Below are 21,214 nucleotides of genomic sequence, written 5' to 3' on the forward strand. Positions count from 1 at the left end.
ATTGGACTTCTTCGTCTTTATGAGTGAGCAGTGGCTGCTGGTCAGCCTGCTGGTGATCCTGTTATACGCGTTTGCCTTCAGCGAGCGCTTCCGGGCCGGTACGCCGGCCTCGGTGCACGAAGTGACCCGATTGATCAACGTGGATGGCGCACAGGTGCTGGATGTGCGCGATAAGGCTGAGTTCCGTGCCGGACATATCGTCGATGCGCTGAATATCCCCCATAGTGAAGTGGCGGACCGCATCGGCGAGCTGGAGAAGCTCAAGGACAAGCCGCTGATCGTGGCGGACAAGATCGGCCAGCACGCGGGCGCCGTGGGGCGCCAGCTGAAAGCGCGCGGCTTCCAGGTGCGTCGCCTGCAGGGCGGTATGTCCGAGTGGAGCAACCAGAACCTGCCGCTGGTCAAGGGCTAGCGGCACGGCGCCCCGGTGCGTCGATCGACTGAGTGGTACCCGACATGCAAGAAGTAACCATCTACACCACCCGCTTCTGTCCTTTCTGTGTGCGCGCCAAGTACCTGCTGGATCGCAAGCAGGTGCCCTACCGCGAGATTCCCGTGGACGGCAACCCGCAGAAGCGCGCCGAGATGACCGCCCGGGCCGGTGCCCGGACGGTGCCGCAGATCTGGGTCGGTGACGAGCATGTGGGTGGCTGTGACGAGCTGATGGCTGCGGAGCGCAGCGGCGAGCTGGACCGGTTGCTGCGGGCCTGAGGGGCATCACCCGCTCACCTGCGCCTGCTAGCGTCAGCGGATGGCTGGCAGCGGATCATCCAGGTGCCGGTTCCGCCCCTGGCGGGATTGTCACCCCGAACGTCAATTTATGGCCTTGAAATGGCATTCGCAGGCCCCATTGAAAGACCCATACAAGGAGTCTTTCTCAGGGAAGGCATAGAGATAAACCATTGAGCATAAAGAACAGGCAGTGACATGGCTGAAGAACAAAACGGCGCAGCGGCAAACGCAGAGGCTTCCAACGTACAATTCCAGATGCAGCGCATCTACCTGAAGGACCTGTCCTTCGAGACCCCGATGGGGGCTGAGGTTTTCAAGAAACAGTGGAAACCGCAGGTTAACCAGGAACTGAACACCAAGACCGCCAAGATCGAAGACGATCTGTACGAAGTGGCGCTGACCCTGACCATCACCGTCAAGCTGGAAGACGAGACCGCCTTCCTGGTGGAAGTACAGCAGGCCGGCCTGTTCGGCATCACCGGGCTGGAAGGCCAGCAGCTGGCACAGGCACTGAACACTGCCTGCCCGCAGATCCTCTTCCCGTACGCCCGCGAAGTGGTCGACAACGTGGTTACCAAGGGTTCCTTCCCGGCCCTGATGCTGCCGCCGATCAACTTCGACGCGCTGTTCTCTGCTGCCATGCAGCAGGCGCAGCAGCAGGCAGAGCAGGGTTCCGAGGAAAAAGCGGAAGCCTGATAGGCGGAAACTTCCCGCCCAGCGAAAAGGCCCCAACCGGGGCCTTTTTTCGTTTTGGGTTGCCACCGGCTTGCCGGGCCGCCAGAGAGTGGTAGTCTGGCGGCAATTGCCCCGGGGAGATAAGGATGGACTGGGATTTACCACGGCCGTTTGTCTGGCCGGTCACGGTGGAGGCCGTGCATGTCGATGGCCTGCACCACGCCAACAATGCGGAGTACGTCCGCTGGTGCGAGCGCGCCGGCTGGAACCACAGTGTGGAACTGGGGCTGGATGTCACTCATTACCAGGCTCTTGACCGGGGAATGGCAATTCGTCACGCCGAGTACGACTATATACTGGCGGCGAGGGAGGGCGACGAGCTGCTGTTTGGCACCTGGCTGACCAGGGTGGACGGGCGACTCAATATGACCCGTCGCTTCCAGGTGTTCCGCGCTGCCGACAGCGCGCTGGTCCTGCGGGCCCAGTGGCAGATGGTGTGCATTGAATTGTCCTCGGGCCGGCCGCGGCGCATGCCGGCGGAGTTCCGTGAGATCTATACCCCGGCGGTGGTGACTGACGAGTAGGGCGCCTCCCCGATGTAATAACCGATTACAGCCAGTGGAGAAGGATCATGACTGAAGAGTTTGTCACCCTGACGGATAACACCGGTGCCCTCAAGGGCCGGACTCTTTTCATCACCGGCGCCAGCCGCGGTATCGGGCGCGCCATCGCGCTCAAGTGCGCCGCTGACGGTGCCAATATCGTGATTGCGGCGAAGTCCGATGAGCCACACCCCAAGCTGCCCGGTACCATCCATTCGGTGGCGGCCGAGGTGGAGGCGGCAGGCGGCAAGGCGCTGGCGCTCAAGGTGGATGTGCGCGAGGAAGACCAGGTGGCTGAAGCCATGGCGCAGGCCGCGGATACTTTTGGTGGCATCGATGCGGTGGTCAATAATGCCGGTGCCATCAATCTCACCAATGTGGAGTCCACCTCGCCCAAGCGCTATGACCTGATGCAGACGGTCAACAGCCGCGCGGTTTACCTGACCGCCCACCTGGCGATTCCCTACCTGAAGAAATCCAGCTGCGGCCATATCCTCAGCCTGTCGCCGCCGATCAACCTGCAGCCGCAGTGGCTGGGGCCGTTTGCGCCCTACGCCCTGTCCAAGTTTGGTATGACCATCCTCAGCATGGGCCTGGCCGAGGAGCTGCACGAAGCCGGTATCAGTGTTGCAACCCTGTGGCCGCGCACCCTGGTGGCGACTGCGGCGATCGAGTTTGCGGTGGGCAACCGCGAGATGTTCCAGCAGAGCCGCAAGCCGGCGGTAATGGCTGATGCCGCCTACGAAATCCTGGTGACGGAAAACATGGCCCTGAGCGGCCGGCAGGTTATCGATGAGGAGCTGCTGGGGGAGCGCGGGGTAAGTGATTTTACGGATTACGCGCACAATCCGGACAATGCGGCCAACCTGGCCCTGGACCTGTTCCTGGATCCGTAAGCCGTCGTGGGGGAGGTAAGATGACGACTGACAATAACCTGTTTCAGGATGCGCTGGGCGAGCTGGGAGACGTGCGCCCGATCGAGCAGGAGCGCAAGGTCGCGCTCAGGAAGGATGACCCGCGCAACCGGGTAAACCGGCAGGCGCGTCGCGAGGCCGCCACTGCGGAAACCGCACGCGAACTGAACCCGCTGGGGGGGGAGTTCGTGGAGCCGGTGGATCCCTGGGATCCGCTGGAGTTCAAGCGCGATGGCGTACAGAACGGCGTTTACCGCAACCTGCGCCTGGGCAAGTACCGCGTGGATGCCCGCCTTGACCTGCACCGGCACACGGTGGAGATGGCCCGCCGGGCACTGTTCGAATTTGTGCGCGACTGCCTGGAAGCTGACGTGCGCTGCGCCCTGGTTACCCACGGCAAGGGCGAGGGGCGCAAGCAGCCGGCGCTGCTGAAAAGCTGTGTTAACGCCTGGCTGCCACAGTTGCCCGAGGTGCTGGCATTCCACAGCGCGCAGAAGCAGCATGGTGGCCTGGGGGCGACCTATGTGTTGCTGCGCAAGAGCGAGCGCAAGCGCCAGGACAACCTGGAGCGTCACCAGCGCCGCAAGTAAAGCCCTTCCCCCCGGCGCCGGGCGGACACAAGGTCCGCCCCTGCGGGCAGTGCGGGTAAACCCCAGGCCGAATTTCCTTGCCCTTTCGTGGTGGGGCCACAGACACGCCTCGATCCATTGCCACCGTAGCTGGAGGGGCGGACCTTGTGTCCGCCCTTTTCCTCACATGGCTAACCCCCTTTGTGATCGCCGGCGCAGGCCGTGATCCTGATATGTTCAGGTACAGCGGGAAACTGTCCACGATAAATATTTACCTGGGAGAGATTCTGGGAAAAATAAAGAGCTGGGCGTATGTGGGCAGGGAGTTTTCAGGGGATTTAATTTGTTTGTAATTTTTCCGGCCTATTATCCCTTTCCAGCGAATGGCTGACCGGCCGCACCGTCAAGGTCGTGTGGGTGGTGCAGGCTTCGTTGATCTTCTCTCATCATCTTGATTGCGTAAATCGCGCTTGCGGCCCACTGCGGGCCGCTTTCTTTTTATTCCCCGGTATTGGCCAGGTAACCGTCCGCGCGGGTTCAGGGTGGCGGGGTTTCCGCGGGCTGGAATTCCAGCCTGGTTGCGCCTGCAGCTCCCTCGAGAATCAACAGCTCGCCATCGAACGACAGTCGCTCGGTCTGCGGCAGGGCCAGCAGGAAATCCTGCTCCAGTTCGCTGCTGTCGCGAAGGTCGATCATCGGGGCAACCGCGGGGGCTTTCGGCCAGGAAAGCTGGTCGCCGGAGCGGGACAGCCGGCCAGTGTAGGGGTTGGAACCGGAGTTACCACGAACATACCCCAGTGCATCGCAGGTGAAGTAGGGGCGCTCCCGCATCAGTTTGCGCCACAGCAGGCCAGTACGATGCTCCCGGCCATCCACCTTCAGGCTTTTCAGTAGCCAGGGTTGCCCGCAGAGAGAGCGTGGTTCCAGGCTCCCTGCCATATCCTCGCTGCCCGCCAGGCCACAGCCGTGCAGGGCGCTGGCAAGGGTCAGCAGGCAGGCGGTCAGTATTGGCAGGCGGGGATTCACCATATCGGGAAACTCGTTGTTTTTCCGGTATTTAAGCGAATATCGGCCTGGGTTACTGTGTCCCAGTTCAAGACTGTGACCCAGTTCAAGGCTGTGGCCCGGTTAAGGACAGTACCCCGTCACAGCACTTTGCAGGACTGAAGGTGACGGGATCTATCAGTGTGATTACACGTCAGGGTTTGTGGGGGTCAGATTTCCGCCTTGACGAACTCGATGTAGATATCCCCCGGCGGGTCGCGCAGGATCAGGCGGTTGCCTCCGGACTTGGTAAAAGCCTGGCGGGTGCCGGCCAGCGCGCGCAGGAACTGGTTTTCCTGCTGCATCAGTGGCTCCGGCCCGGCCATCTTGGTGGATGCAAAGCTGGAAGTGTCCCAGAGGATCAGCCCGTTATCGGTAATCTGCAGGGAGCCGCGGTAGGTGTTGATGCCGCTCTTGCCCATCACGTTGCCTTCCCGGTTGCACAGGAAAGTGAAGCGGCCGGTATCCTCGACCGACACCATGTCACCATTGAGGCGCAGGCGCTTGAGTTCCCACCGGTTACCGCAGACACTGCCGAGGCTGCCGGCACTCTGGGTCACCTGGGGTTCGTCTGTGCCGATGCCGATACAACCGGTCACCACAATGGCCAGTCCCGCCAGCCATAATTGCGCCAGTCTACTCATAACCGTATCGCTCCATGCTCGCATGCAAAAAGGCGGCGCAACTTCCCTGCGCCCATGGCCAAGCTTAGTCCCTGCCCGATGCCACTGCCGCCGGTCCGGATGATTTCGGCGACAAGCTATGCTTACAGGGTGTTACACGCCCCCAGCTGGAATGGAACTGGAACCAAGGGATCCCGGCTTCACCATGTTCAGACGTACAAAAATTGTCGCGACACTCGGCCCGGCTACCGACAAGGCCGACGTGCTCGCACACCTGATCAGCGCCGGTGTGGATACCGTGCGTCTCAACTTTTCCCACGGCCAGGACAGCGACCACCGCCGCCGCGCCGATGAGGTCCGCGCCGAAGCAGCACGGCAGGGGCGGCATGTGGCTGTACTCGGGGACCTGCAGGGTCCGAAGATCCGGGTGGGGCGATTCAGTGAAGGCCGGGCTCACCTGGAAAAGGGCACTGCCTTCACCCTGGATCCACAATGGCAGTCCGGGGGCGGTAATGGCACTGGCGTATCGGTGGACTACCGGGAGCTGGCCGCCGACTGCGCCCCGGGCGATATCCTGTTACTGGACGACGGGCGCCTGCGCCTTGCGGTAGAAACCGTGGTCGACAATGTGGTGCACACCCGGGTCGAGGTGGGTGGCTGGTTGTCGAACAACAAGGGCATCAACAAGCTCGGTGGCGGGCTTACCGCGCCGGCACTGACCACCAAGGATCGCCACGATATCGAGCTGGCGGCGCAGCTGGAGGTCGATTACCTGGCGGTGTCCTTTCCCCGCGATGCCGATGATATCCAGCAGGCGCGGCAGCTGCTGCGCACCGCCGGCGGGCAGGCGCATATCGTCGCCAAGATCGAGCGCGCCGAAGCGGTAGCGGACGAGGAAAACCTGGATCGGCTGATCCTGGCCAGTGATGCAGTCATGGTGGCCCGGGGCGACCTTGCAGTTGAGATTGGCGACGCCGAACTGATGGGGGTGCAGAAATACCTGATCAAGCGCGCCCGCTACCTGAACCGGGTGGTAATCACTGCCACCCAGATGATGGAATCGATGATCTCCAGCCCGGTGCCCACCCGTGCCGAAGTGTGCGACGTGGCCAATGCGGTGCTGGACGGCACTGATGCTGTAATGCTGTCGGCGGAAACCGCGGCGGGGGATTACCCGGTGGATACCGTCGAGCATATGGCCGAGGTGATCCTGGGGGCCGAAAAGCACCGGGTCCTGCGCCGGCCGCCCCGGGTCATGCAGGATAATTATCCCGCCGGCGACGAGTGCATCGCCATGGCGGCGATGACCATCGCCAACCACTGCCGGGATATCAAGGCCATCATCTGCCAGACCGAAACCGGCAACACTGCCCTGCTGATGTCGCGTGTGCGCGCGGATATTCCCATCTTTGCCTTCTGCCGGCACCAGTCTTCCTGTAACCGGGTGGCACTTTACCGGGGGGTGGATCCGGTACACATGCAGGTCGAGGGGTTGGATGCGATGGCCCGGGATGAACAGGCAATCCGCCACCTCAAGCAGCGAGGGTTCCTGAAGCCCGGGGATTTTGCACTGGTCTCCCGCGGTTACCACCAGGACGTCGGTGGCAGTACCGATACATTGCGTATTATGCAGGTGGAGTAATACCGATGCCCGGGCGGCTTTCATTACCCGAGGGGGAAATCGTATAGTTAAGGCTGTACCGGGCAATAGCAGAAACTGGCGCAGCAATGCTGAACAGAAATATCGTGCGGGCCGGCGTGCTCGCCACTTTCGCAGTAACAATTGCAATATCAGGCGGGTGCGCTTCCCCCGGTGCACCGGTAGCGAAGCCCACCGGGCATACTTCACTCTCCTGCCAGGGAGACCCGGCGGTAGGTGTAATCGCCAGCGATGCCTCCCACAGGCGCCTGGCTGCGGCCTTCTTCCGTGAGGGCAGTCGCTTCCAGTTACGTAACCTGTATACCGAGGAAACGCAGGTGCTTTTCGATGGCAAGCCGATCTTCGAGCAGTGTTCCGGTATTGCCAGGACCATCGACAGCGAAGCGCGAGCCCGCGAGATCCTCAGGCTTGCCGGCACCGGGCACTGGCAAAAGCTGGTGGGCACCAGGGTATTTGCCTGTCGCAATGATCGCGCCGGCTGGTTTTTCTTCCTGAAAGAGCCGGGCGGTTTTATCGGCTACGCGGGCAAGCGCCAGTTGCCGGTATTCCTGGTCGGTATGCAATGCGAGCCGGACCAGTAGCCTGGAGTGCCTGCGCCGGCGCGACCGGTTTACGAGCGCACGCAACGCACCAGCGTTTTGGTTTCCAGCTCCTGTTCCACACAGTGAAATTTCTGGCCGTTCAGGCTCAGTGCTCTGGGGGATCCCTCGGGCGCGGTCGTGCTGGCACAACCGGCAACTCCTGTCGCCAAGGCCACTGCTAGCAGAATACAACCTAATTTCTGCACCGCAGATACCTCGTGTTTTCGGGTTTTCAGTCGGAAAAACAATGCATCTCCTGACAGCCTAGGGGAACCAGGTGTCAATGTGAGGCTTGCGGCGCCAATTTGTGCAAAGCCACGCCGATCACATCAGCCGGGCCTTTCGTCAAACCTGTAGGGGCGGACCTCGTGTCCGCCCTTTTCCTGCACAGCCCGCGATCCCGTGGCCAACCCACTGCAGGTGATATTTTCCCAGTAGCCGGCCGGGCGGACGCAAGGTCCGCCCCTGCTAGGAATCGTACGTAATCACCCGGAAGGCAGGATATCGGTAAGCGTCGGTGCCAGGATGGACGGGAGGTACAGAAACAAAAAAGCCGCGCTCCGAAAGGAGCGCGGCAAGTCGTATGCTCAAGGAGCGTGGGGAGCAATCCGGCTCCCCCGAGAGAAAAGTTCCTGTGAGAAGAAAGGTTAGAAGTTGTAGCTGCCGGTCAGGGCGATGGTGCGCGGGGCACCGTAGAACCCGGTATCGAAAGGCCCGCCGAAGGCGTAACCGGCGATGCGGTATTCCTCATCGGCCAGGTTTTTGCCCACCAGGCCCAGCTGCCAGCTGCTGTCCGGGCTGTAGTAGGTGGCTGTCATGTCCACCAGGGTATAGGCCTCCTGGTCCAGCAGGCTGGGTGTTTCGAAAATCTGCGTATCGGCACGGTAGGAGATGGTCGGGTTGATGACCAGTTCCGCACCGCTCTGGAAGGGCAGGGAATAGTTCAGCTGGAACATCGCGGTGGTATCCGGGGTGTTCTGCAGGTCGCGCTGATCGGATACGTCCACGCCGCCGGTGATGAATTCCAGGAATTCAGTATCAGCGTAACCCAGGGCCAGGTTGGCCATGAGGTTGTCAGTCATGGCGAGTGTTGCTTCCAGTTCAAGGCCCTGGATCCGGGCCTCACCGGCGTTCAGCACGGCACTGGCAAAGCCACCACCTTCGACGAACTGCTGAACAGTTACCTGCATATCTTTGTAGTCAGCGCGGAATGCGGCGGCGTTCAGGCGCAGGCGATTGTCGAAGAGATCCGATTTCACACCGAATTCATAGGTATCGACGGTCTCCGGGTCAAAGCCGTCAACAGTTGACGGCAGCTGGCTGGCATCGCCACGCATGTCGAAACCGCCACTCTTGAAGCCAGCGCTATAGGTCGCGTAGACCATGGTGTCGTCGTCGATCTGGTGGTCGATGCCGATATGCGGGGTGAACTCACCCCAGCTGTCACTGTTTTCATAGTCGGTCAGGGCGCCAAGGAAGATCGCCGGGTCGCCGCCGGGTTTGTACTTGTTGGCGAACAGCGGGCTGTAGGTGCCGGCAAAGTTGCCCTTGAATACTTCTGCATTTTTCTCGTCACGGGTGTAGCGACCGCCGAGGCTCAGGTTCCAGTCGGCAGCAAAGCTCCAGTTGTAGTGGGCGTAGGCCGACAGGCTGGTGGTATCAACGGAACCGGCAACCTGTTGGGTCAGGCCTACCGGAAGAATCGGGTTGGCGGGGTCCGGGTTGAGGTTCAGGTAACCCAGTACTGCGTCAAAGGCACCGGCGGCGGTACCGGTGTAGTAGTAAATGCCGGTTACCAGGTCGGAGTTGGTACCGGTCCAGTTCAGCTGGAATTCCTGCGAGGTCTGGTCGTCCTCGTAGTAGGCCGGCACATCGAAGTCCGGGCGATTGACACTGTCGAAGTCGATGGCGGTCTCGGTCTCACCCTGGCGGTAGGCAGTGGTGGACTTGAGGGTGACACTGTCAGAGACGTCCCACTCGGCGGTAACAGAAGCACCGCTGGTTTCCACCAGGTTGTCGTACAGCATGTTGGACTGGGTGTCGTAGACGCTATCGAGCACCGGCTCGCCAGCCAGGCCCGGGGCAAAGCGATGGCCGTGCTTGGGTGCGGATTTGTCTGTGGTCTGGTCTGCGGCAATACGCACCCAGAGGTTGTCCGACGGGTTGAGTTCCAGGGCTGCCCGGGCACTGACCACGTCTTTGTTGTACTGCTCGTCCCCGGTGATGACGTTCTCGCCATAGCCGTCGCGCTGGAAGCTGGCGATGGCGCCACCCAGGTAGACGCCGTCGGCGATGGCGGTGGAGCCGGCCACTTTCAGGTCGGTCTGGCTGTAGCTGCCCAGGGCGCCGCTGACACGGAGGGTCGGGTCACCGGTCATCTTCTTGGTGACGTATTTGACCGCACCACCGATGGTGTTCTTGCCGTACAGGGTACCCTGCGGGCCGCGCAGGACTTCCACGCGCTCAACGTCGAGGATGTCCAGTACAGCGCCCTGTGGGCGAGCCAGGTAAACGTCATCCACGTAGATACCAACACCCGGCTCGAAGCCCCACAGCGGATCCTGCTGGCCGATGCCGCGGATATAGGCAGTCAGGGTAGAGTTGGTGCCGCGGCTGGCCTGCAGGGTGGTGTTCGGGGACAGCTTCTGGATATCGGTCAGGTCGCTGACGCCGTTCTGCATCAGCACGTCTTCGCTGATCGCGGTCACGGCCACCGGAACTTCCTGCAGGGACTGCTCACGCTTCTGCGCGGTCACGGTGACTTCCTCCAGCGCCGGCTGTTGGGCGTAGCTGAAGGTGGCGCCGCAGGCCAGCATTACGCCGGCGGCCAGGGGGTGGAATTTTATTGCTCTCATCGTGGCACTCTCCATTCACCAATTTATGGTTTTTATCGATGGTTCCACTGTATCCGCTCATGGCCCACTTGCCTGTTAGACCAAGGTATGACGCGGTTACAGCTGCGGGTGGAGGACAACTGTCACTGGCTGGGGTAAGGTTTGACGAAACCGGCGGGAATACCCCGCGGTCGCAACTGCCCGCCCAGCGCGGGCAGTTAAAAAGAATAAACAAAAACGATTAGGTGTGCGCGTTTGTTTAGCCTGACCACACTGGCAGCCGTGGCCCTGGCCTACCTGCTGCTCCTGTTTGCCATTGCCTTCTGGGGTGACCGCCTGCCGGCGGCGCGTATCCGCCCGTTCAAGCCACTGATGCTCGCCCTGGCCGGTACCTACACCAGTGCCTGGATGTTCTTCGGTACCCCGGCGCAGGCGGTGGAGGAAGGCTGGCTGGTGCCGCCCACATTTGTCGGTGCCACCCTGATGCTGGTTTTCGGCGCGCCGCTGCTGGCCCGGTTTGTCAGGCTGTCCAAGCAGCAGGGCTCAACCTCCATTGCCGACTTTATCAGCGCGCAGTTCGGCGGTTCGGCCTGGCTCGCGGCGGCGGTCGCAGTGCTCGCCCTCGTGGCCATTCTGCCCTACCTGGCCCTGCAGTTACGTGCCGTTGCGGACAGTTTCCTGTTCCTTGGGGACAGCGGGGAGCTCAATTCCTCCGTGGTGACCGGGCTGGTCAGTGTCACCCTCGGCGCCTTCGCCCTGCTGTTCGGCACCCGCCATATCAACAGCAGCGAGCACCGCAATGGCATGTTGCTGGCGGTGGCCTTCGAGGCACTGGTGAAGATCGGCGCGATCGCGGCGGTGGCCTGGTTCGTGCTGGGTGGTGCCTACGACGGTGCGGCGGACCTGGTGCGCGAGGCGCTGACCAGTGAGCGCGCGGCGCGCCTGGAGAGCCAGCGGCCCGCGGACACCGGCTTCCTGGCGGTGGTGGTGCTGGGGATGGCCGCCATGTTCTGCCTGCCGCGGCAGTTCCATATCCTGATGATCGAGAGTGACAGCGAGCGGGATATCGGCCCGGTGCGCAAGCTGATCCCCCTCTACCTGGGGATCCTGTCCGCCGCCATCCTGGTGGTGGGTTACGGTGGCCTGTTGTGGCTGCCGGACAGCCAGGCCAACCCGGAGCGCTTCGTGCTCGGCATTCCCCTGCAGAGCGGCTCGCCGGCGCTGGCCCTGTTCGCATTCGTGGGCGGGCTCTCGGCCGGTTCCAGCATGGTGATCATCGCCACCATCGCCCTGTCTACCATGATTGCCAATACGCTGGTGGTGCCTTTCTGGCTGCAGCGCCTGCGGGCTCAGGCGGGCGCTGCCGGCCAGGGCGCACTGGGCTCCGACCTGCGGCGGGTGCGGCGGGTCATCATTGCGGTGATCATGCTGGCCGCCTTTGGTTTCAACGAGATCATGGACGCCGGCGTGCGGCTGGGTACCTTTGGCCTGCTGTCCCTGGCGCTGGTGGCCCAGCTGGCACCCTCGATGCTGGCGGCCGTGTGCTGGCCGGGGCACTGGCCGCGCCTGCGCGCCGGCGGCGTGGTGGCCGGCCTCGCAGTTGGTGCCGCCGTCTGGTCCCTGTCGGCGCTGCCGGCGGCCCTGGGCGGGAATGACCTGGTATCCGCGGCGCTGGGACTGGCCTGGAACCCGCTGTCGATTGCCGCCCTGTTCGGCCTGGGCCTGAATATGCTGGTGCTGCTGCTGGTGTCGGTGCTGCTGGACCGCTGGCGACCGCTGCATCGCGGCGGCGCCGAGGTGCCGGTGGACCGGGAGCGGCTGCGGGCCCTGCTGGCGCGGTTTGTCGGTGACGATGCCGCCGCCCGCACCTTCAGCGGTATTGAAACCGGTGCGCCGGGTGCGGCCGGTCCCGGGATAACCGAGCCCACCGCAGACGTCTATCGGGAAACGGTGGAGAAGATCTTGGCCGGGATCGTCGGCTCCACCAGTGCCCGGCGCCTGGTGCGCCAGCCGCTGGGCAGCGAGGATGGCGCGCAGACACTGGAGCAGGCCTCGGCCATCTACCAGTTTGGCCGCGGCCTGCTGCAGAGCAGCATCGACAATATCGACCAGGGCATCTCGGTGGTGGATGCCAACCTCAACCTGGTGGCCTGGAACCGGCGCTATGTGGAGCTGTTCCGCTATCCGCAGGAAATGATCTATGTGGGCCAGCCGGTGGCCGAACTGGTGCGCTACAACGCCAGTCGCGGCGAGTGCGGGCCGGGGGCGGTGGAGATGCATGTACAGAAGCGCGTCGACCACCTGCGTGCGGGCACGGCCTACCGTGTACAGCGGCACCGCACTGATGGCACGGTACTGGAGATCCGCGGCAATCCGTTACCGGGCGGCGGGTTTGTAACCACTTACACCGACGTTTCCGATTACCAGAATGCGCTGGCGGAACTCACCGAGGTGCGGGATTCCCTGGAGCAGAAGGTGACGGCGCGCACCGCCGAGCTGGAGCAGCTCAACAGCGAGCTGCACGCCGCCAGTGCCGGCAAGACCCGGTTCCTGGCAGCGGCCAGCCACGACCTGGTGCAGCCGCTCAATGCCGGCCGCCTGTTCCTCGATGCCCTCTCCGCGCGCCAGCTGGACCAGGACAGCCGTCGCCTGTTGACCCGGGCCGACAGCGCCCTGGCCGCGGCGGAACAGCTGATCACCGATATGCTGCAGATTGCGCGTATGGACGCCGGGGACATTCACCCGAAGATCCAGCCGGTGCCGCTGGACCGGATTCTCGACGACGCGGTGGCCCAGGCGCGCCTGGCCGCCGAGGCTCGCGGTATCCAGCTGCGCTATCGCCCCAGCGATGCCTGGGTACATACCGATGAGAAAATGCTGCGGCGGGTGGTGCAGAACCTGCTCGACAACGCGGTGAAGTACACCCGTGAGGGTGGCGTGCTGCTGGCGGTGCGCCGCCGCGGCAGCGGCGTCTCGCTGGAAGTGTGGGATACCGGCAGTGGTATCGAGGCCTCGCAGCAGCGGGATATTTTCCGCGAGTTCTGTCGTCTCGGTGGCGTCGAGCGCGAGCATGGCTATGGCCTGGGCCTGGCCACGGTGGAGCGGCTGTGCCGGTTGCTGGAATCGCCCATCAGCCTGTCCTCCGCCCCCGGGCATGGCAGCGTTTTCCGGGTGCTGTTGCCCCAGGCGCAACCGGTCACCGGTGGCCAGGTGATCCCGGCTGCGGCGCGCCCCGCGGGTCGCAGCCTCAACCTGGATGTGCTGTGCGTGGACAATGAACCCGCCATCCTCGAGGCGATGCAGGCGCTGCTGGGCGGCTGGGGTTGCCAGCTGCGCTGCGCCCTGGGCCGCGAAGAGGCGCTGGCCATGGCGCAACCGGACCTGTTGCTGATGGACTTCCACCTGGACGACGAATGCGACGGGATCGCCCTGGCGCGGGAGCTGATGGAGTACTGGGGCACCACCGTGCCCTGCGTGATCATTTCCGCGGAAAATACCGATACCGTGAAGGCCAGTGCCCAGCAGCGCGGCTGGCAGTTCCTGCAGAAACCCCTGCGCCCGGCAGCATTGCGGGCCCTGTTGCAGGCGCGCCAGCGCGACCTGGCGGGGGCAGTCGGCGAGGGCCCTGCGACCAAGGTCGTATAGCGGCGGGCAGGTGTCACGCGCAGTCTATCCGGAAGAACCCTGTAGGAGCGGCCCATGGCCGCGATTTTCCGGATGGCATGTCCGCAGCCAGATCGCGGCCATGGGCCGCTCCTACGGCAATCCCCTTTTATCTGCCGGGGGCGATGATGACAACAACGAGGTACCGAAAATAATGAAAAAATACCTGCTGGAAATTCTGATGTTCAGCGCCTATGCGCTGTTCGCCGCATCCTGGGTCTCCGGCGCGATGCTGACGCCGCAGATCCAGGCCTCATTCGGCGAGGAGGGCTTTGCCAACGCCACCTGGGGCAGCCTGATGATCACCATCGCCAAGATCGTGGGCAACCTGGCGGCGGCCATGGTGTTGGTGCGGCTGGGTGCCAAGCGCGCTTTCACGCTGGCCATGTTGCTGATTGCTGCCGGTGGCATCGGCGCTTTCGCCGGTGACTACAGCAGCTGGTTGCTGTCGCGGTTGGCGCTGGGCCTGGGTGGTGCGCTGGCCATTGTCTATTTCAACCCGGTGGTACTGCATTATTTTGCCGCCGAGGAACGCCCGCTGGTCAACGGGATCAACGCGGCCGCTTTCAATACCGGCAACCTGCTTGCGCTGTTGTCCACGGGTGCGTTGACCACCTGGCTGGGGAGCTGGGAGTCGGTGGTGGGCCTGTACGGCATCATGGTGGTGGCACTGGCCCTGCTGTGGTGGCTGGCGGCAGAGAACTTTTCCCCTGATGGCAACCGCCCCGGCGATGCGCCGGTGGAAAAATATGGCCTGCGCGAGGGGGTACGGGAGGGATTCAACTGGTGGCTGCCGCTGGCTTATTGCGGCGTGCTGACCTGCTACATCGCGGTCTTCTCGCTGTTTCCCCTGATTGACGGCTTTGCCGTGGCCAGCAGCCACCTGTCGGCAGTGATGATCGCCGCCGGTATGGTGGGCACGGTGGCCGGTATTATCGTCACCAAACGCTACCCGTTGCGCCTGCCGGTGCTGCGTTACGCGGGGCTGGCGCTGGTGATCTTCGCCGCCCTGATGCTGGCCAGTCGCAACCCGGTGATTGCCTATGCCGCGGCGGCGCTGGCAGGGTTCTTTATGTTCCTGCCCATGACCGCGCTGGTGACGCTGCCGCAGGAACTGCCGGGCATGACGCCGGGGCGTATCACCGTCACTTTCGCCATGTTCTGGTCTATCTCTTACCTGATCGCGACCCTGCTGATTTACGCCGCGGGATTACTGGCGGACATGAGTGGCGAGCCAGCGCTGGCGGCCTACTTTGCCGTGGCCTGCTCCGCATCCCTGTTCATATTCTCGTTCCTGTTGCCGGAGTCCGGCCGCGGGGTTAGCGAAGAAAAAACAGAAGCCGTGAATGAAGAGGGTGGTGAGGAAAATGCGACAGCTTGATGCAAAACTGGAGGAGTGGCTGCAGGGCTTCAATGCCCAGGTGGAACAGCTGAAGGCCGCGGGCTTCGAGCCCACGCCCATCACTGCCCGCGAGGGGCTGGCCAACCTGACCCGTGGCTTCGTCGAGGCGGGCCCGGATATGGCCGTGTGCGAAACCGTGGTGCCGGGCAAGCATTACAATGTGCCGGTGCGGATCTACCAGCCGGAAACAATGTCCCCCGGGCCGGCAATCATCTTCAGCCACGGCGGTGGCCATATGGCCGGCAGTGTGACCGTGTACGATCCCATCTGCCGCCGCATAGCAGCTGCCTGCGAGCGTACGGTGATCTCTGTCGATTACCGGCTGGCCCCTGAAAACCCCTTCCCGGCCGGTGTGGAAGACCTGCTGACCGTAGTGCGCGGTGCCGGCCCGGCATTGGACCGGAAGGGCATCGCCCACAATGGCCACTGGATCCTGGTGGGCGATTCCGGCGGCGGCGCCATGACCGCCAGCGCCTGCCGCCTGCTACAGCACGAGCGCCACAATGTGGCCGGCCAGGTGCTTATTTACCCGAGCCTGGACTACACCATGCAGCTGCCCTCCATTGTGGAGAATGGCAGCGGTTACCTGCTGGAAAAGGAAAAGATCGGCTGGTATTTCGACAATTATTTCCAGGGGGCGGAGAACCGCAGCCAGTGCTCCCCCCTTTATGGCGAGTTCACCGCCAACCTGCCGCCTAGCCTGGTTGTCACCGCGGAGTTCTGCCCCTTGCGGGATGAGGGGATTGCCTACGTAAAACGGCTCAACGATGCCGGCGTGGAGGCACAGTGCCTGCATTTCGATAACATGATCCACGCCTTCCTGAATATGGAGGCGCTGGTGCCGGATGCCTGTGCGCGCTTCTACCGCCATACGGCGGAGTTTGTGCACGGGCTGTCATAGCCCAGACCCAGGCGTGCCCGGTCGCGGCCAGCGGCCGCTCCTACGGAGTGAGCTGTAAATCCAATGCGAATAAACCGTAGGGGCGAACCTTGTGTTCGCCCGGGTCCTGTGGCCGTGCACTGTGGCCGGGCGGACACGAGGTCCGCCCCTACAGGGAAAACGGGCGTAACTTGATTTCTCTTGCCTGCCGGCGTCGAGAGCAGGTTCCCTACAGCTGGGTCAGCCCCTGCGCCTCGCGGATCAGTTGTTTGCGGTCGCGCAGCTCCAGCTTGCGCAGGATGGCGGTGACGTGGCTTTTGACGGTGGGCTCGGTAATGTCGAGCTCGTAGGCAATTTGCTTGTTCAGCTGGCCCTGGGCAATCATGTGAAAGATACGCAGCTGCTGGGGGGTCAGCAGCGCCAGCCGCTGGCCCAGGCCGTCCTGGCAGGGCTCGGCCAGCACCTCCTCATCGAACCACTGCTCTCCTTCAAGCACCGCGGCGATACAGCGGGCAATTTCCTCCGGCCGGGCTGTCTTTGACAGGAAACCGCTGGCGCCCAGGCTGGCCGCCTGCTGGATCACCGTGTTTTTGTCACTGCCGGAAACCACCACCACCGGGATCGCGGGGAAATCGTGGCGCACCTGGGCCAGGCCGTTGAAACCCTCGCTGCCGGGCATATTGAGGTCCAGCAGCAGCAGGTCGACATCGTGGGAGTTGAGCTGGGCCAGGGTCGAATCCAGGTCCTCGCTCTGCAGCAGCGCGGAGGACTGGAATTGCCGCGTCAGGGTTGCGGCGAGCGCGTCGCGATAGAGGGGATGGTCATCGGCAATCAGCAGTTGGTAACTCACAGGGCACCCTGATTTAACTTTATTGTGCGGGTGCCGGAAATACTACTGCGCGGTCCAGCCCCCGTCCACTGGCAGGGAGGCGCCGGTAATGGTTTCGGCGAACTCTCCGCAGAGGTAAACCACCAGCTCGCCAATCGCCTCCGGGCGTGTGGTGCGGGGCATGGGTTGCTTGGCGCCCACCAGTTGCGCCCGCGCCCGGTCCAGGTCGATCCCCTCTTCCCGGGCGATAGCCTCGATCTGGGGCTGGATCAGCGGCGTCTCCACCCAGCCGGGGCAGACCGCATTGGCGGTAACACCGCAATCGGCATTCTCCAGCGCCATCACCTTGGTCAGGCCGATCAGTCCGTGTTTGGCGGCGCAGTACGCTGCCTTCTCCGCCGAGGCCACCAGGCCATGCACGGAGGAAATATTGACTACCCGGCCCCAGCCAGCGGCCCGCATATCGGGCAACACTTCCCGGGCGAGGTAGAAGGCGGCACTGAGGTTTACAGAAATGATTTTTTGCCAGGCATCACTGGGAAATTCATGGCTGGCGGCGGTGTGCTGGATACCGGCATTGTTCACCAGCACGCCGGGATTGCCCAGGGCCTCGCGGGTGTCTGCTGCCAGCTCCTGGCAACCACTCTCCGAGGCAATATCCGCGTTGCTGAAACCGCTGTCGATAGCGTACGTCTCGCTGAATTCCCGCTGCAGCCTTTCCCCCTCTGCACGATCCACCAGGCCGTGCAGCATGATGGGGTGGCCGCTTCGGGCCAGGCTGTGGGCAATGGACAGGCCGATACCACTGGTGGAACCGGTAATCAGGGCTGGTTTCTTATTATTCCGCTGCACAGAAAACTCCCGCGGCTATGCCGTCGCCCTGGCCCTACCGAGCAATCTCAGGCCACAGGCGGACTGTTTATTCGACTGTGGAAAATCCTATCAGGGGGGCGTAGGCAGGTCTGTATGACCAAGGTATGAGGCAGGCATGCAGGTAGGCAGCAGCCAGGGGGATGGGCGTCAACCCATACCCCTGGTGGAAGCAGGTAATGCCTGCAATTCAGCGGCGCAGGCGATGGCTGCCGCCGCGGTAGCGGGTGCCGCCATGATAGCGGTGATGCCCCCGGTAGCGTGTACCGCCGTGATAATGCCGGCCGCCACGGTAATAGTTGTGGCCACGGTAGTGTCGGTAGCCTCGGTAGCGCGGGTAACCGCGATAGTAGCTGCGGTAGCGCGGGTGATACCGGTAGCGGTAGTAGCGTGGTGACGAGTAATAGAGGTACACGCTGCTGGATGGGTAGGTATAGGGATAGCTGGAGTAATAGCCTCCCGACGAGTAGCTACCCGAATAGTAGCCGTCGGTCGCACAGGCGCCGAGCGTGAGCGCTGCACAGACCGTGACGGCGACCAGTCCGGTCTTCAGGGTCCTGTTCATGACGTCAGTCTCCGGTTGGGAAAGTTCCGGTAATTACGGCATTCCCTGCGGCCATCAACTGGCCGCTCGCCTGGTCTATCCAATGCGGCGGGCCCGCCCGGGGACGCGCCTGCCACGCTGAATGCTCAAATTTCGATAGTCTGAAATCACAGTGGGCGGGGCCTGGCGGGTAGTGGCCGCGCCTGCTGGTAGCGGGGGCGGTAGCTGCCACCGCGCCAGTAATAATCCGGGTGGCGCACGTTATGGCAGACACCACCGCGGTTGCGGTGACAGTGGTAGTAGCGCCCCTGTACCCGGTAACGCGTATCACTGGAGTAGCTCCGGCTGACGTAGCCGTCACTGGTGCAGGCGGGCAGGGCCAGCGAGCCCGCGACGAGGACAGCAGTGCCGATGCCCGTGGGCAGCAGCCTGCCAGGTAGCCATTGCATAAGACCTCCACGCCCTATGGCGGGTAAAACGTCTTACATTCAGCCTAGCACCGATGGCGTAGATTTCATCAAATCCGCATCAATGCGGGGGAGTACGTGGAGTGGCGGCCGGATGGAAGGTAGGTGGCCGCCCGCTGGGGGCGGCCAGACAGGAAGTTACTCCCCGGGTTCGACGGTATTGGTGGCGATCACACTGGCATCCTCCAGCGCCGCGGCGAGGCCGGGAATAAAGTTCACACCCTGCTGCACTTGCATACTGGAACCCTCCAGGTCATCCCCAAAGGGCTGCAGGCGACCGCCCAGGCATTCGGACAGGAAAGCCTCTGAGGCAGCCATGAAGGACAGTCGGTTTTCCGGTTTCTGGAACCCGTGGCCCTCATCCGGGTACAGGATATAGCTGACCGGGATCTCCCGCTCTGCCATGGCCTGCACAATCTGGTCCGACTCCGCCTGCTTCACCCGCGGGTCATTGGCCCCCTGGCCGATCAGCAAGGGCCGCACGATCTGGTCGGCGCGATTGAGCGGTGAGCGTTCCGCCAGCATTTTCCTGCCCGACTCGGTCTCCGGGTTACCCACTGCCGCGTGCAGGGTATTGCGGAAGCTTTCCCAGTAGGGCGGGATGGATTCCAGCAGCGTGTTCAGGTTCGAGGGACCGACAATATCGACACCGCAGGCGAATTTCTCCGGTGTGAAGGTCAGGCCCACCAGGGTGGCGTAGCCACCATAGCTGCCGCCCATGATTGCCACTTCCCCGGGTGTGGTGATGCCCTGCTCGATGGCCCAGTCCACGGAATCAATCAGGTCGTCGTGCATGGCGCCGGCCCATTCACCATTGCCGGCATTGATAAACTCCTTGCCGAAGCCTGTGGAAGCGCGGAAGTTGACCTGCAGCACCGCGTAGCCACGGTTGGCCAGCCACTGGACCATGCCTGAATAACCGAAGGCATCGCGCCCCCAGGGGCCTCCGTGTACCAGCAGGACCATGGGCACCGGCGCCTCTGCATCGCCCTTGTTATCCACGTGCACCGGCAGCGTCAGGTAGGAAACCAGTTTCCTGCCGTCCCGCGAGGTGATGGTTTCCGGATACATGTTTGCCAGCGGCAGGCCGTCGAGTTTCGGGTGGGTCGAGAACATCGGTTCCAGCTTGTTGCTGTTGGTATCGAACACCATGTAAACCGGCGAGGCACTGGCGGTATCTTCGTAGAGGACCCACTTGCCCGCATCGAGGGTGGAGGCCAGGATACCCCAGTCGCCCTCTGTTTCCCTGTTCAGCACAGCGATATCGTTGGTGTAGGTGCCGTCGAGCGGAATCCACTCGTTGGTGTGGTACTGGACGGCATAGGCAATCGGTGTGTGCTTGCGGGGGTGCATAAGCACATCTGATATATCCGCTTTTTCCGATTCCGCCAGGACCTTTGAAGTCCCGCTTTCCAGCTGGTAGTGGACCAGCGTGGCCTTGTCGCGCCCGCGGCTGTCGAGCATGTAGATGCCGGCATTGGCGGCATCGAAGCCGAGGATGCTGGTAGTGAAGGTATCCTTCACGCCCACCTCGAACACTTCCTCCCAGCTGTCACCTGCCCGCGCGAAAACCTTGAAACCGCCGCTGGGGGTGGATTTAGTTGCAAGCCTCAGGGTGAGTTCGTTGTCAAAATAGAAGCTCCGATACCCGTCGTTTTCGTACAGCAGTTCACGCTCGGCGGTCTTCAGGTCGACGCGGTAAAGGTCGTGCCAGCGGGGATCGCGGTCATTCATGCCGACGATGACCTCACCCGGCCGGGATTCACTCTGGGCGATCATTTCTGCGCGGACCCCCTCATAGGGGGACAGATCGGTGATCTCGCCGCTATCCAGCTCGATGCTGTACAGGTGCCAGTTTTCATCACCATTCTTGTCGCGGGTAAACAGCAGGTGTTCGCTGTCCAGGGCCCAGAAATGCAGGGGGATACCACGGCCTGTATCGCGGGTCACGGGTTTGGCCGCATCGATATCACCGGCGGGGGCCACCCACAGGTTCATCACCCCATCCAATGGTGCGCGGAAACTCATCAGCTTGCCGTTCGGGCTCAGGCGGCCCTGGTAGCGGCTGGGATTGCCGAACAGCAGCTCCCGGTCAATCAGTTTGACCTGCTGGATCGCCGGTTCCGGAGCGGCTGCTTCGGTTTCGGCAGTGGCCTGTTTTTCGCCGCCACAGGCGACCAGTAAAACGGAGAGTGAAATCCCCCCGAGGAACCCCAGAGAACTCTTGCTATTCCGGTTCATGTCTTTTCCCTTTTTTATTGAGCTGTACCTCCCGTTACCGCGCTTGCAGCATTGCACAGGCAGTTTCAATCGGGAAGGGAAGGA

General features: G+C 62.8%; 19 protein-coding genes. 11 read left to right on the forward strand and 8 right to left on the reverse strand.

Features of this window, described 5'->3' with window-relative positions; genetic code table 11:
- Nucleotide 1 precedes the first annotated feature (1 nt).
- The 6 genes from ACH6CX_RS12800 to smrA all read left to right on the forward strand — a co-directional run bounded on the left by ACH6CX_RS12800 (nucleotide 2) and on the right by smrA (nucleotide 3,513).
- Complete coding sequence (locus tag ACH6CX_RS12800) at nucleotides 2-412, forward strand: rhodanese-like domain-containing protein (RefSeq protein WP_232939918.1); 411 nt, start codon at nucleotides 2-4, stop codon at nucleotides 410-412.
- Between the two features lie 44 nt (nucleotides 413-456).
- The gene (grxC, locus tag ACH6CX_RS12805; RefSeq protein WP_232939916.1) at nucleotides 457-711 is read left to right on the forward strand and encodes a glutaredoxin 3; all 255 of its coding nucleotides are present in this window, start codon (nucleotides 457-459) and stop codon (nucleotides 709-711) included.
- Between the two features lie 216 nt (nucleotides 712-927).
- Nucleotides 928-1,428 carry a protein-export chaperone SecB gene (secB, locus tag ACH6CX_RS12810; protein ID WP_232939914.1) on the forward strand — a complete coding sequence of 167 codons (501 nt, stop codon included), beginning with the start codon at nucleotides 928-930 and terminating at the stop codon, nucleotides 1,426-1,428.
- 125 nt (nucleotides 1,429-1,553) lie between these two features.
- The gene (locus ACH6CX_RS12815; protein ID WP_232939912.1) at nucleotides 1,554-1,991 is read left to right on the forward strand and encodes a thioesterase family protein; all 438 of its coding nucleotides are present in this window, start codon (nucleotides 1,554-1,556) and stop codon (nucleotides 1,989-1,991) included.
- 47 nt (nucleotides 1,992-2,038) lie between these two features.
- The gene (locus ACH6CX_RS12820; protein ID WP_232939910.1) at nucleotides 2,039-2,905 is read left to right on the forward strand and encodes an NAD(P)-dependent oxidoreductase; all 867 of its coding nucleotides are present in this window, start codon (nucleotides 2,039-2,041) and stop codon (nucleotides 2,903-2,905) included.
- Nucleotides 2,906-2,925: 20 nt separating this feature from the next.
- Nucleotides 2,926-3,513 (forward strand): DNA endonuclease SmrA, encoded by a 588-nt coding sequence (smrA, locus tag ACH6CX_RS12825; protein WP_232939908.1) that lies wholly within the window; start codon nucleotides 2,926-2,928, stop codon nucleotides 3,511-3,513.
- 516 nt (nucleotides 3,514-4,029) lie between these two features.
- Here the strand turns inward: smrA and ACH6CX_RS12830 are convergent.
- Nucleotides 4,030-4,521, reverse strand: coding sequence for an META domain-containing protein (locus ACH6CX_RS12830; protein ID WP_334078461.1), 492 nt, complete (start codon nucleotides 4,519-4,521; stop codon nucleotides 4,030-4,032).
- Nucleotides 4,522-4,706: 185 nt separating this feature from the next.
- The gene (locus tag ACH6CX_RS12835) at nucleotides 4,707-5,180 is read right to left on the reverse strand and encodes an META domain-containing protein (RefSeq protein ID WP_232939904.1); all 474 of its coding nucleotides are present in this window, start codon (nucleotides 5,178-5,180) and stop codon (nucleotides 4,707-4,709) included.
- Nucleotides 5,181-5,364: 184 nt separating this feature from the next.
- Between ACH6CX_RS12835 and pyk the strand changes: the two genes are divergently transcribed.
- A complete protein-coding gene (gene pyk / locus ACH6CX_RS12840) occupies nucleotides 5,365-6,801 on the forward strand; it encodes a pyruvate kinase (protein WP_334078462.1) in 1,437 nt (478 codons plus the stop codon).
- Nucleotides 6,802-6,887: 86 nt separating this feature from the next.
- On the forward strand, nucleotides 6,888-7,400 hold the full coding sequence (locus ACH6CX_RS12845) for a hypothetical protein (protein ID WP_232939900.1): 513 nt from the start codon (nucleotides 6,888-6,890) through the stop codon (nucleotides 7,398-7,400).
- A gap of 647 nt (nucleotides 7,401-8,047) precedes the next feature.
- Here the strand turns inward: ACH6CX_RS12845 and ACH6CX_RS12850 are convergent.
- Nucleotides 8,048-10,255 carry a TonB-dependent receptor gene (locus ACH6CX_RS12850; protein ID WP_396675514.1) on the reverse strand — a complete coding sequence of 736 codons (2,208 nt, stop codon included), beginning with the start codon at nucleotides 10,253-10,255 and terminating at the stop codon, nucleotides 8,048-8,050.
- A gap of 234 nt (nucleotides 10,256-10,489) precedes the next feature.
- On the opposite strand from ACH6CX_RS12850, the gene ACH6CX_RS12855 reads away from it, so the two are divergent.
- The 3 genes from ACH6CX_RS12855 to ACH6CX_RS12865 all read left to right on the forward strand — a co-directional run bounded on the left by ACH6CX_RS12855 (nucleotide 10,490) and on the right by ACH6CX_RS12865 (nucleotide 16,200).
- The gene (locus tag ACH6CX_RS12855; RefSeq protein ID WP_232939898.1) at nucleotides 10,490-13,879 is read left to right on the forward strand and encodes a PAS-domain containing protein; all 3,390 of its coding nucleotides are present in this window, start codon (nucleotides 10,490-10,492) and stop codon (nucleotides 13,877-13,879) included.
- Between the two features lie 172 nt (nucleotides 13,880-14,051).
- Nucleotides 14,052-15,278: an MFS transporter gene (locus ACH6CX_RS12860; RefSeq protein WP_396675515.1), complete on the forward strand. Its 1,227-nt coding sequence runs from the start codon at nucleotides 14,052-14,054 to the stop codon at nucleotides 15,276-15,278.
- Complete coding sequence (locus ACH6CX_RS12865) at nucleotides 15,265-16,200, forward strand: alpha/beta hydrolase (RefSeq protein WP_396675516.1); 936 nt, start codon at nucleotides 15,265-15,267, stop codon at nucleotides 16,198-16,200. Before ACH6CX_RS12860 ends, ACH6CX_RS12865 begins: the two co-directional genes overlap by 14 nt.
- Before the next feature lie 208 nt (nucleotides 16,201-16,408).
- Here the strand turns inward: ACH6CX_RS12865 and ACH6CX_RS12870 are convergent, their stop codons facing one another.
- The 5 genes from ACH6CX_RS12870 to ACH6CX_RS12890 all read right to left on the reverse strand — a co-directional run bounded on the left by ACH6CX_RS12870 (nucleotide 16,409) and on the right by ACH6CX_RS12890 (nucleotide 21,130).
- Nucleotides 16,409-17,029, reverse strand: a complete 621-nt coding sequence (locus tag ACH6CX_RS12870) for a response regulator transcription factor (RefSeq protein ID WP_232939895.1) — start codon at nucleotides 17,027-17,029, stop codon at nucleotides 16,409-16,411.
- Between the two features lie 42 nt (nucleotides 17,030-17,071).
- Entirely contained in the window at nucleotides 17,072-17,860 is a 789-nt protein-coding gene (locus ACH6CX_RS12875; RefSeq protein ID WP_232939894.1) for a 3-hydroxybutyrate dehydrogenase, read from the reverse strand.
- Nucleotides 17,861-18,068: 208 nt separating this feature from the next.
- A complete protein-coding gene (locus ACH6CX_RS12880; protein WP_232939893.1) occupies nucleotides 18,069-18,443 on the reverse strand; it encodes a hypothetical protein in 375 nt (124 codons plus the stop codon).
- Nucleotides 18,444-18,589: 146 nt separating this feature from the next.
- Entirely contained in the window at nucleotides 18,590-18,871 is a 282-nt protein-coding gene (locus ACH6CX_RS12885) for a hypothetical protein (protein ID WP_232939892.1), read from the reverse strand.
- A gap of 156 nt (nucleotides 18,872-19,027) precedes the next feature.
- Nucleotides 19,028-21,130, reverse strand: a complete 2,103-nt coding sequence (locus ACH6CX_RS12890; RefSeq protein ID WP_237061949.1) for a S9 family peptidase — start codon at nucleotides 21,128-21,130, stop codon at nucleotides 19,028-19,030.
- Nucleotides 21,131-21,214 lie beyond the last annotated feature (84 nt).

Source organism: Microbulbifer sp. JSM ZJ756, from assembly GCF_044383805.1.
Classification (GTDB): Bacteria; Pseudomonadota; Gammaproteobacteria; order Pseudomonadales; family Cellvibrionaceae; genus Microbulbifer; species Microbulbifer zhoushanensis.

Coding starts and splice junctions, on each gene's coding strand:
- grxC (WP_232939916.1), top strand. CDS start 457: ATGCAAGAAGTAACCATCTACACCACCCGCTTCTGTCCTTTCTGTGTG.
- secB (WP_232939914.1), top strand. CDS start 928: ATGGCTGAAGAACAAAACGGCGCAGCGGCAAACGCAGAGGCTTCCAAC.
- ACH6CX_RS12815 (WP_232939912.1), top strand. CDS start 1,554: ATGGACTGGGATTTACCACGGCCGTTTGTCTGGCCGGTCACGGTGGAG.
- ACH6CX_RS12820 (WP_232939910.1), top strand. CDS start 2,039: ATGACTGAAGAGTTTGTCACCCTGACGGATAACACCGGTGCCCTCAAG.
- smrA (WP_232939908.1), top strand. CDS start 2,926: ATGACGACTGACAATAACCTGTTTCAGGATGCGCTGGGCGAGCTGGGA.
- ACH6CX_RS12830 (WP_334078461.1), bottom strand. CDS start 4,521: ATGGTGAATCCCCGCCTGCCAATACTGACCGCCTGCCTGCTGACCCTT.
- ACH6CX_RS12835 (WP_232939904.1), bottom strand. CDS start 5,180: ATGAGTAGACTGGCGCAATTATGGCTGGCGGGACTGGCCATTGTGGTG.
- pyk (WP_334078462.1), top strand. CDS start 5,365: ATGTTCAGACGTACAAAAATTGTCGCGACACTCGGCCCGGCTACCGAC.
- ACH6CX_RS12845 (WP_232939900.1), top strand. CDS start 6,888: ATGCTGAACAGAAATATCGTGCGGGCCGGCGTGCTCGCCACTTTCGCA.
- ACH6CX_RS12850 (WP_396675514.1), bottom strand. CDS start 10,255: ATGAGAGCAATAAAATTCCACCCCCTGGCCGCCGGCGTAATGCTGGCC.
- ACH6CX_RS12860 (WP_396675515.1), top strand. CDS start 14,052: ATGAAAAAATACCTGCTGGAAATTCTGATGTTCAGCGCCTATGCGCTG.
- ACH6CX_RS12865 (WP_396675516.1), top strand. CDS start 15,265: ATGCGACAGCTTGATGCAAAACTGGAGGAGTGGCTGCAGGGCTTCAAT.
- ACH6CX_RS12880 (WP_232939893.1), bottom strand. CDS start 18,443: ATGAACAGGACCCTGAAGACCGGACTGGTCGCCGTCACGGTCTGTGCA.
- ACH6CX_RS12885 (WP_232939892.1), bottom strand. CDS start 18,871: ATGCAATGGCTACCTGGCAGGCTGCTGCCCACGGGCATCGGCACTGCT.
- ACH6CX_RS12890 (WP_237061949.1), bottom strand. CDS start 21,130: ATGAACCGGAATAGCAAGAGTTCTCTGGGGTTCCTCGGGGGGATTTCA.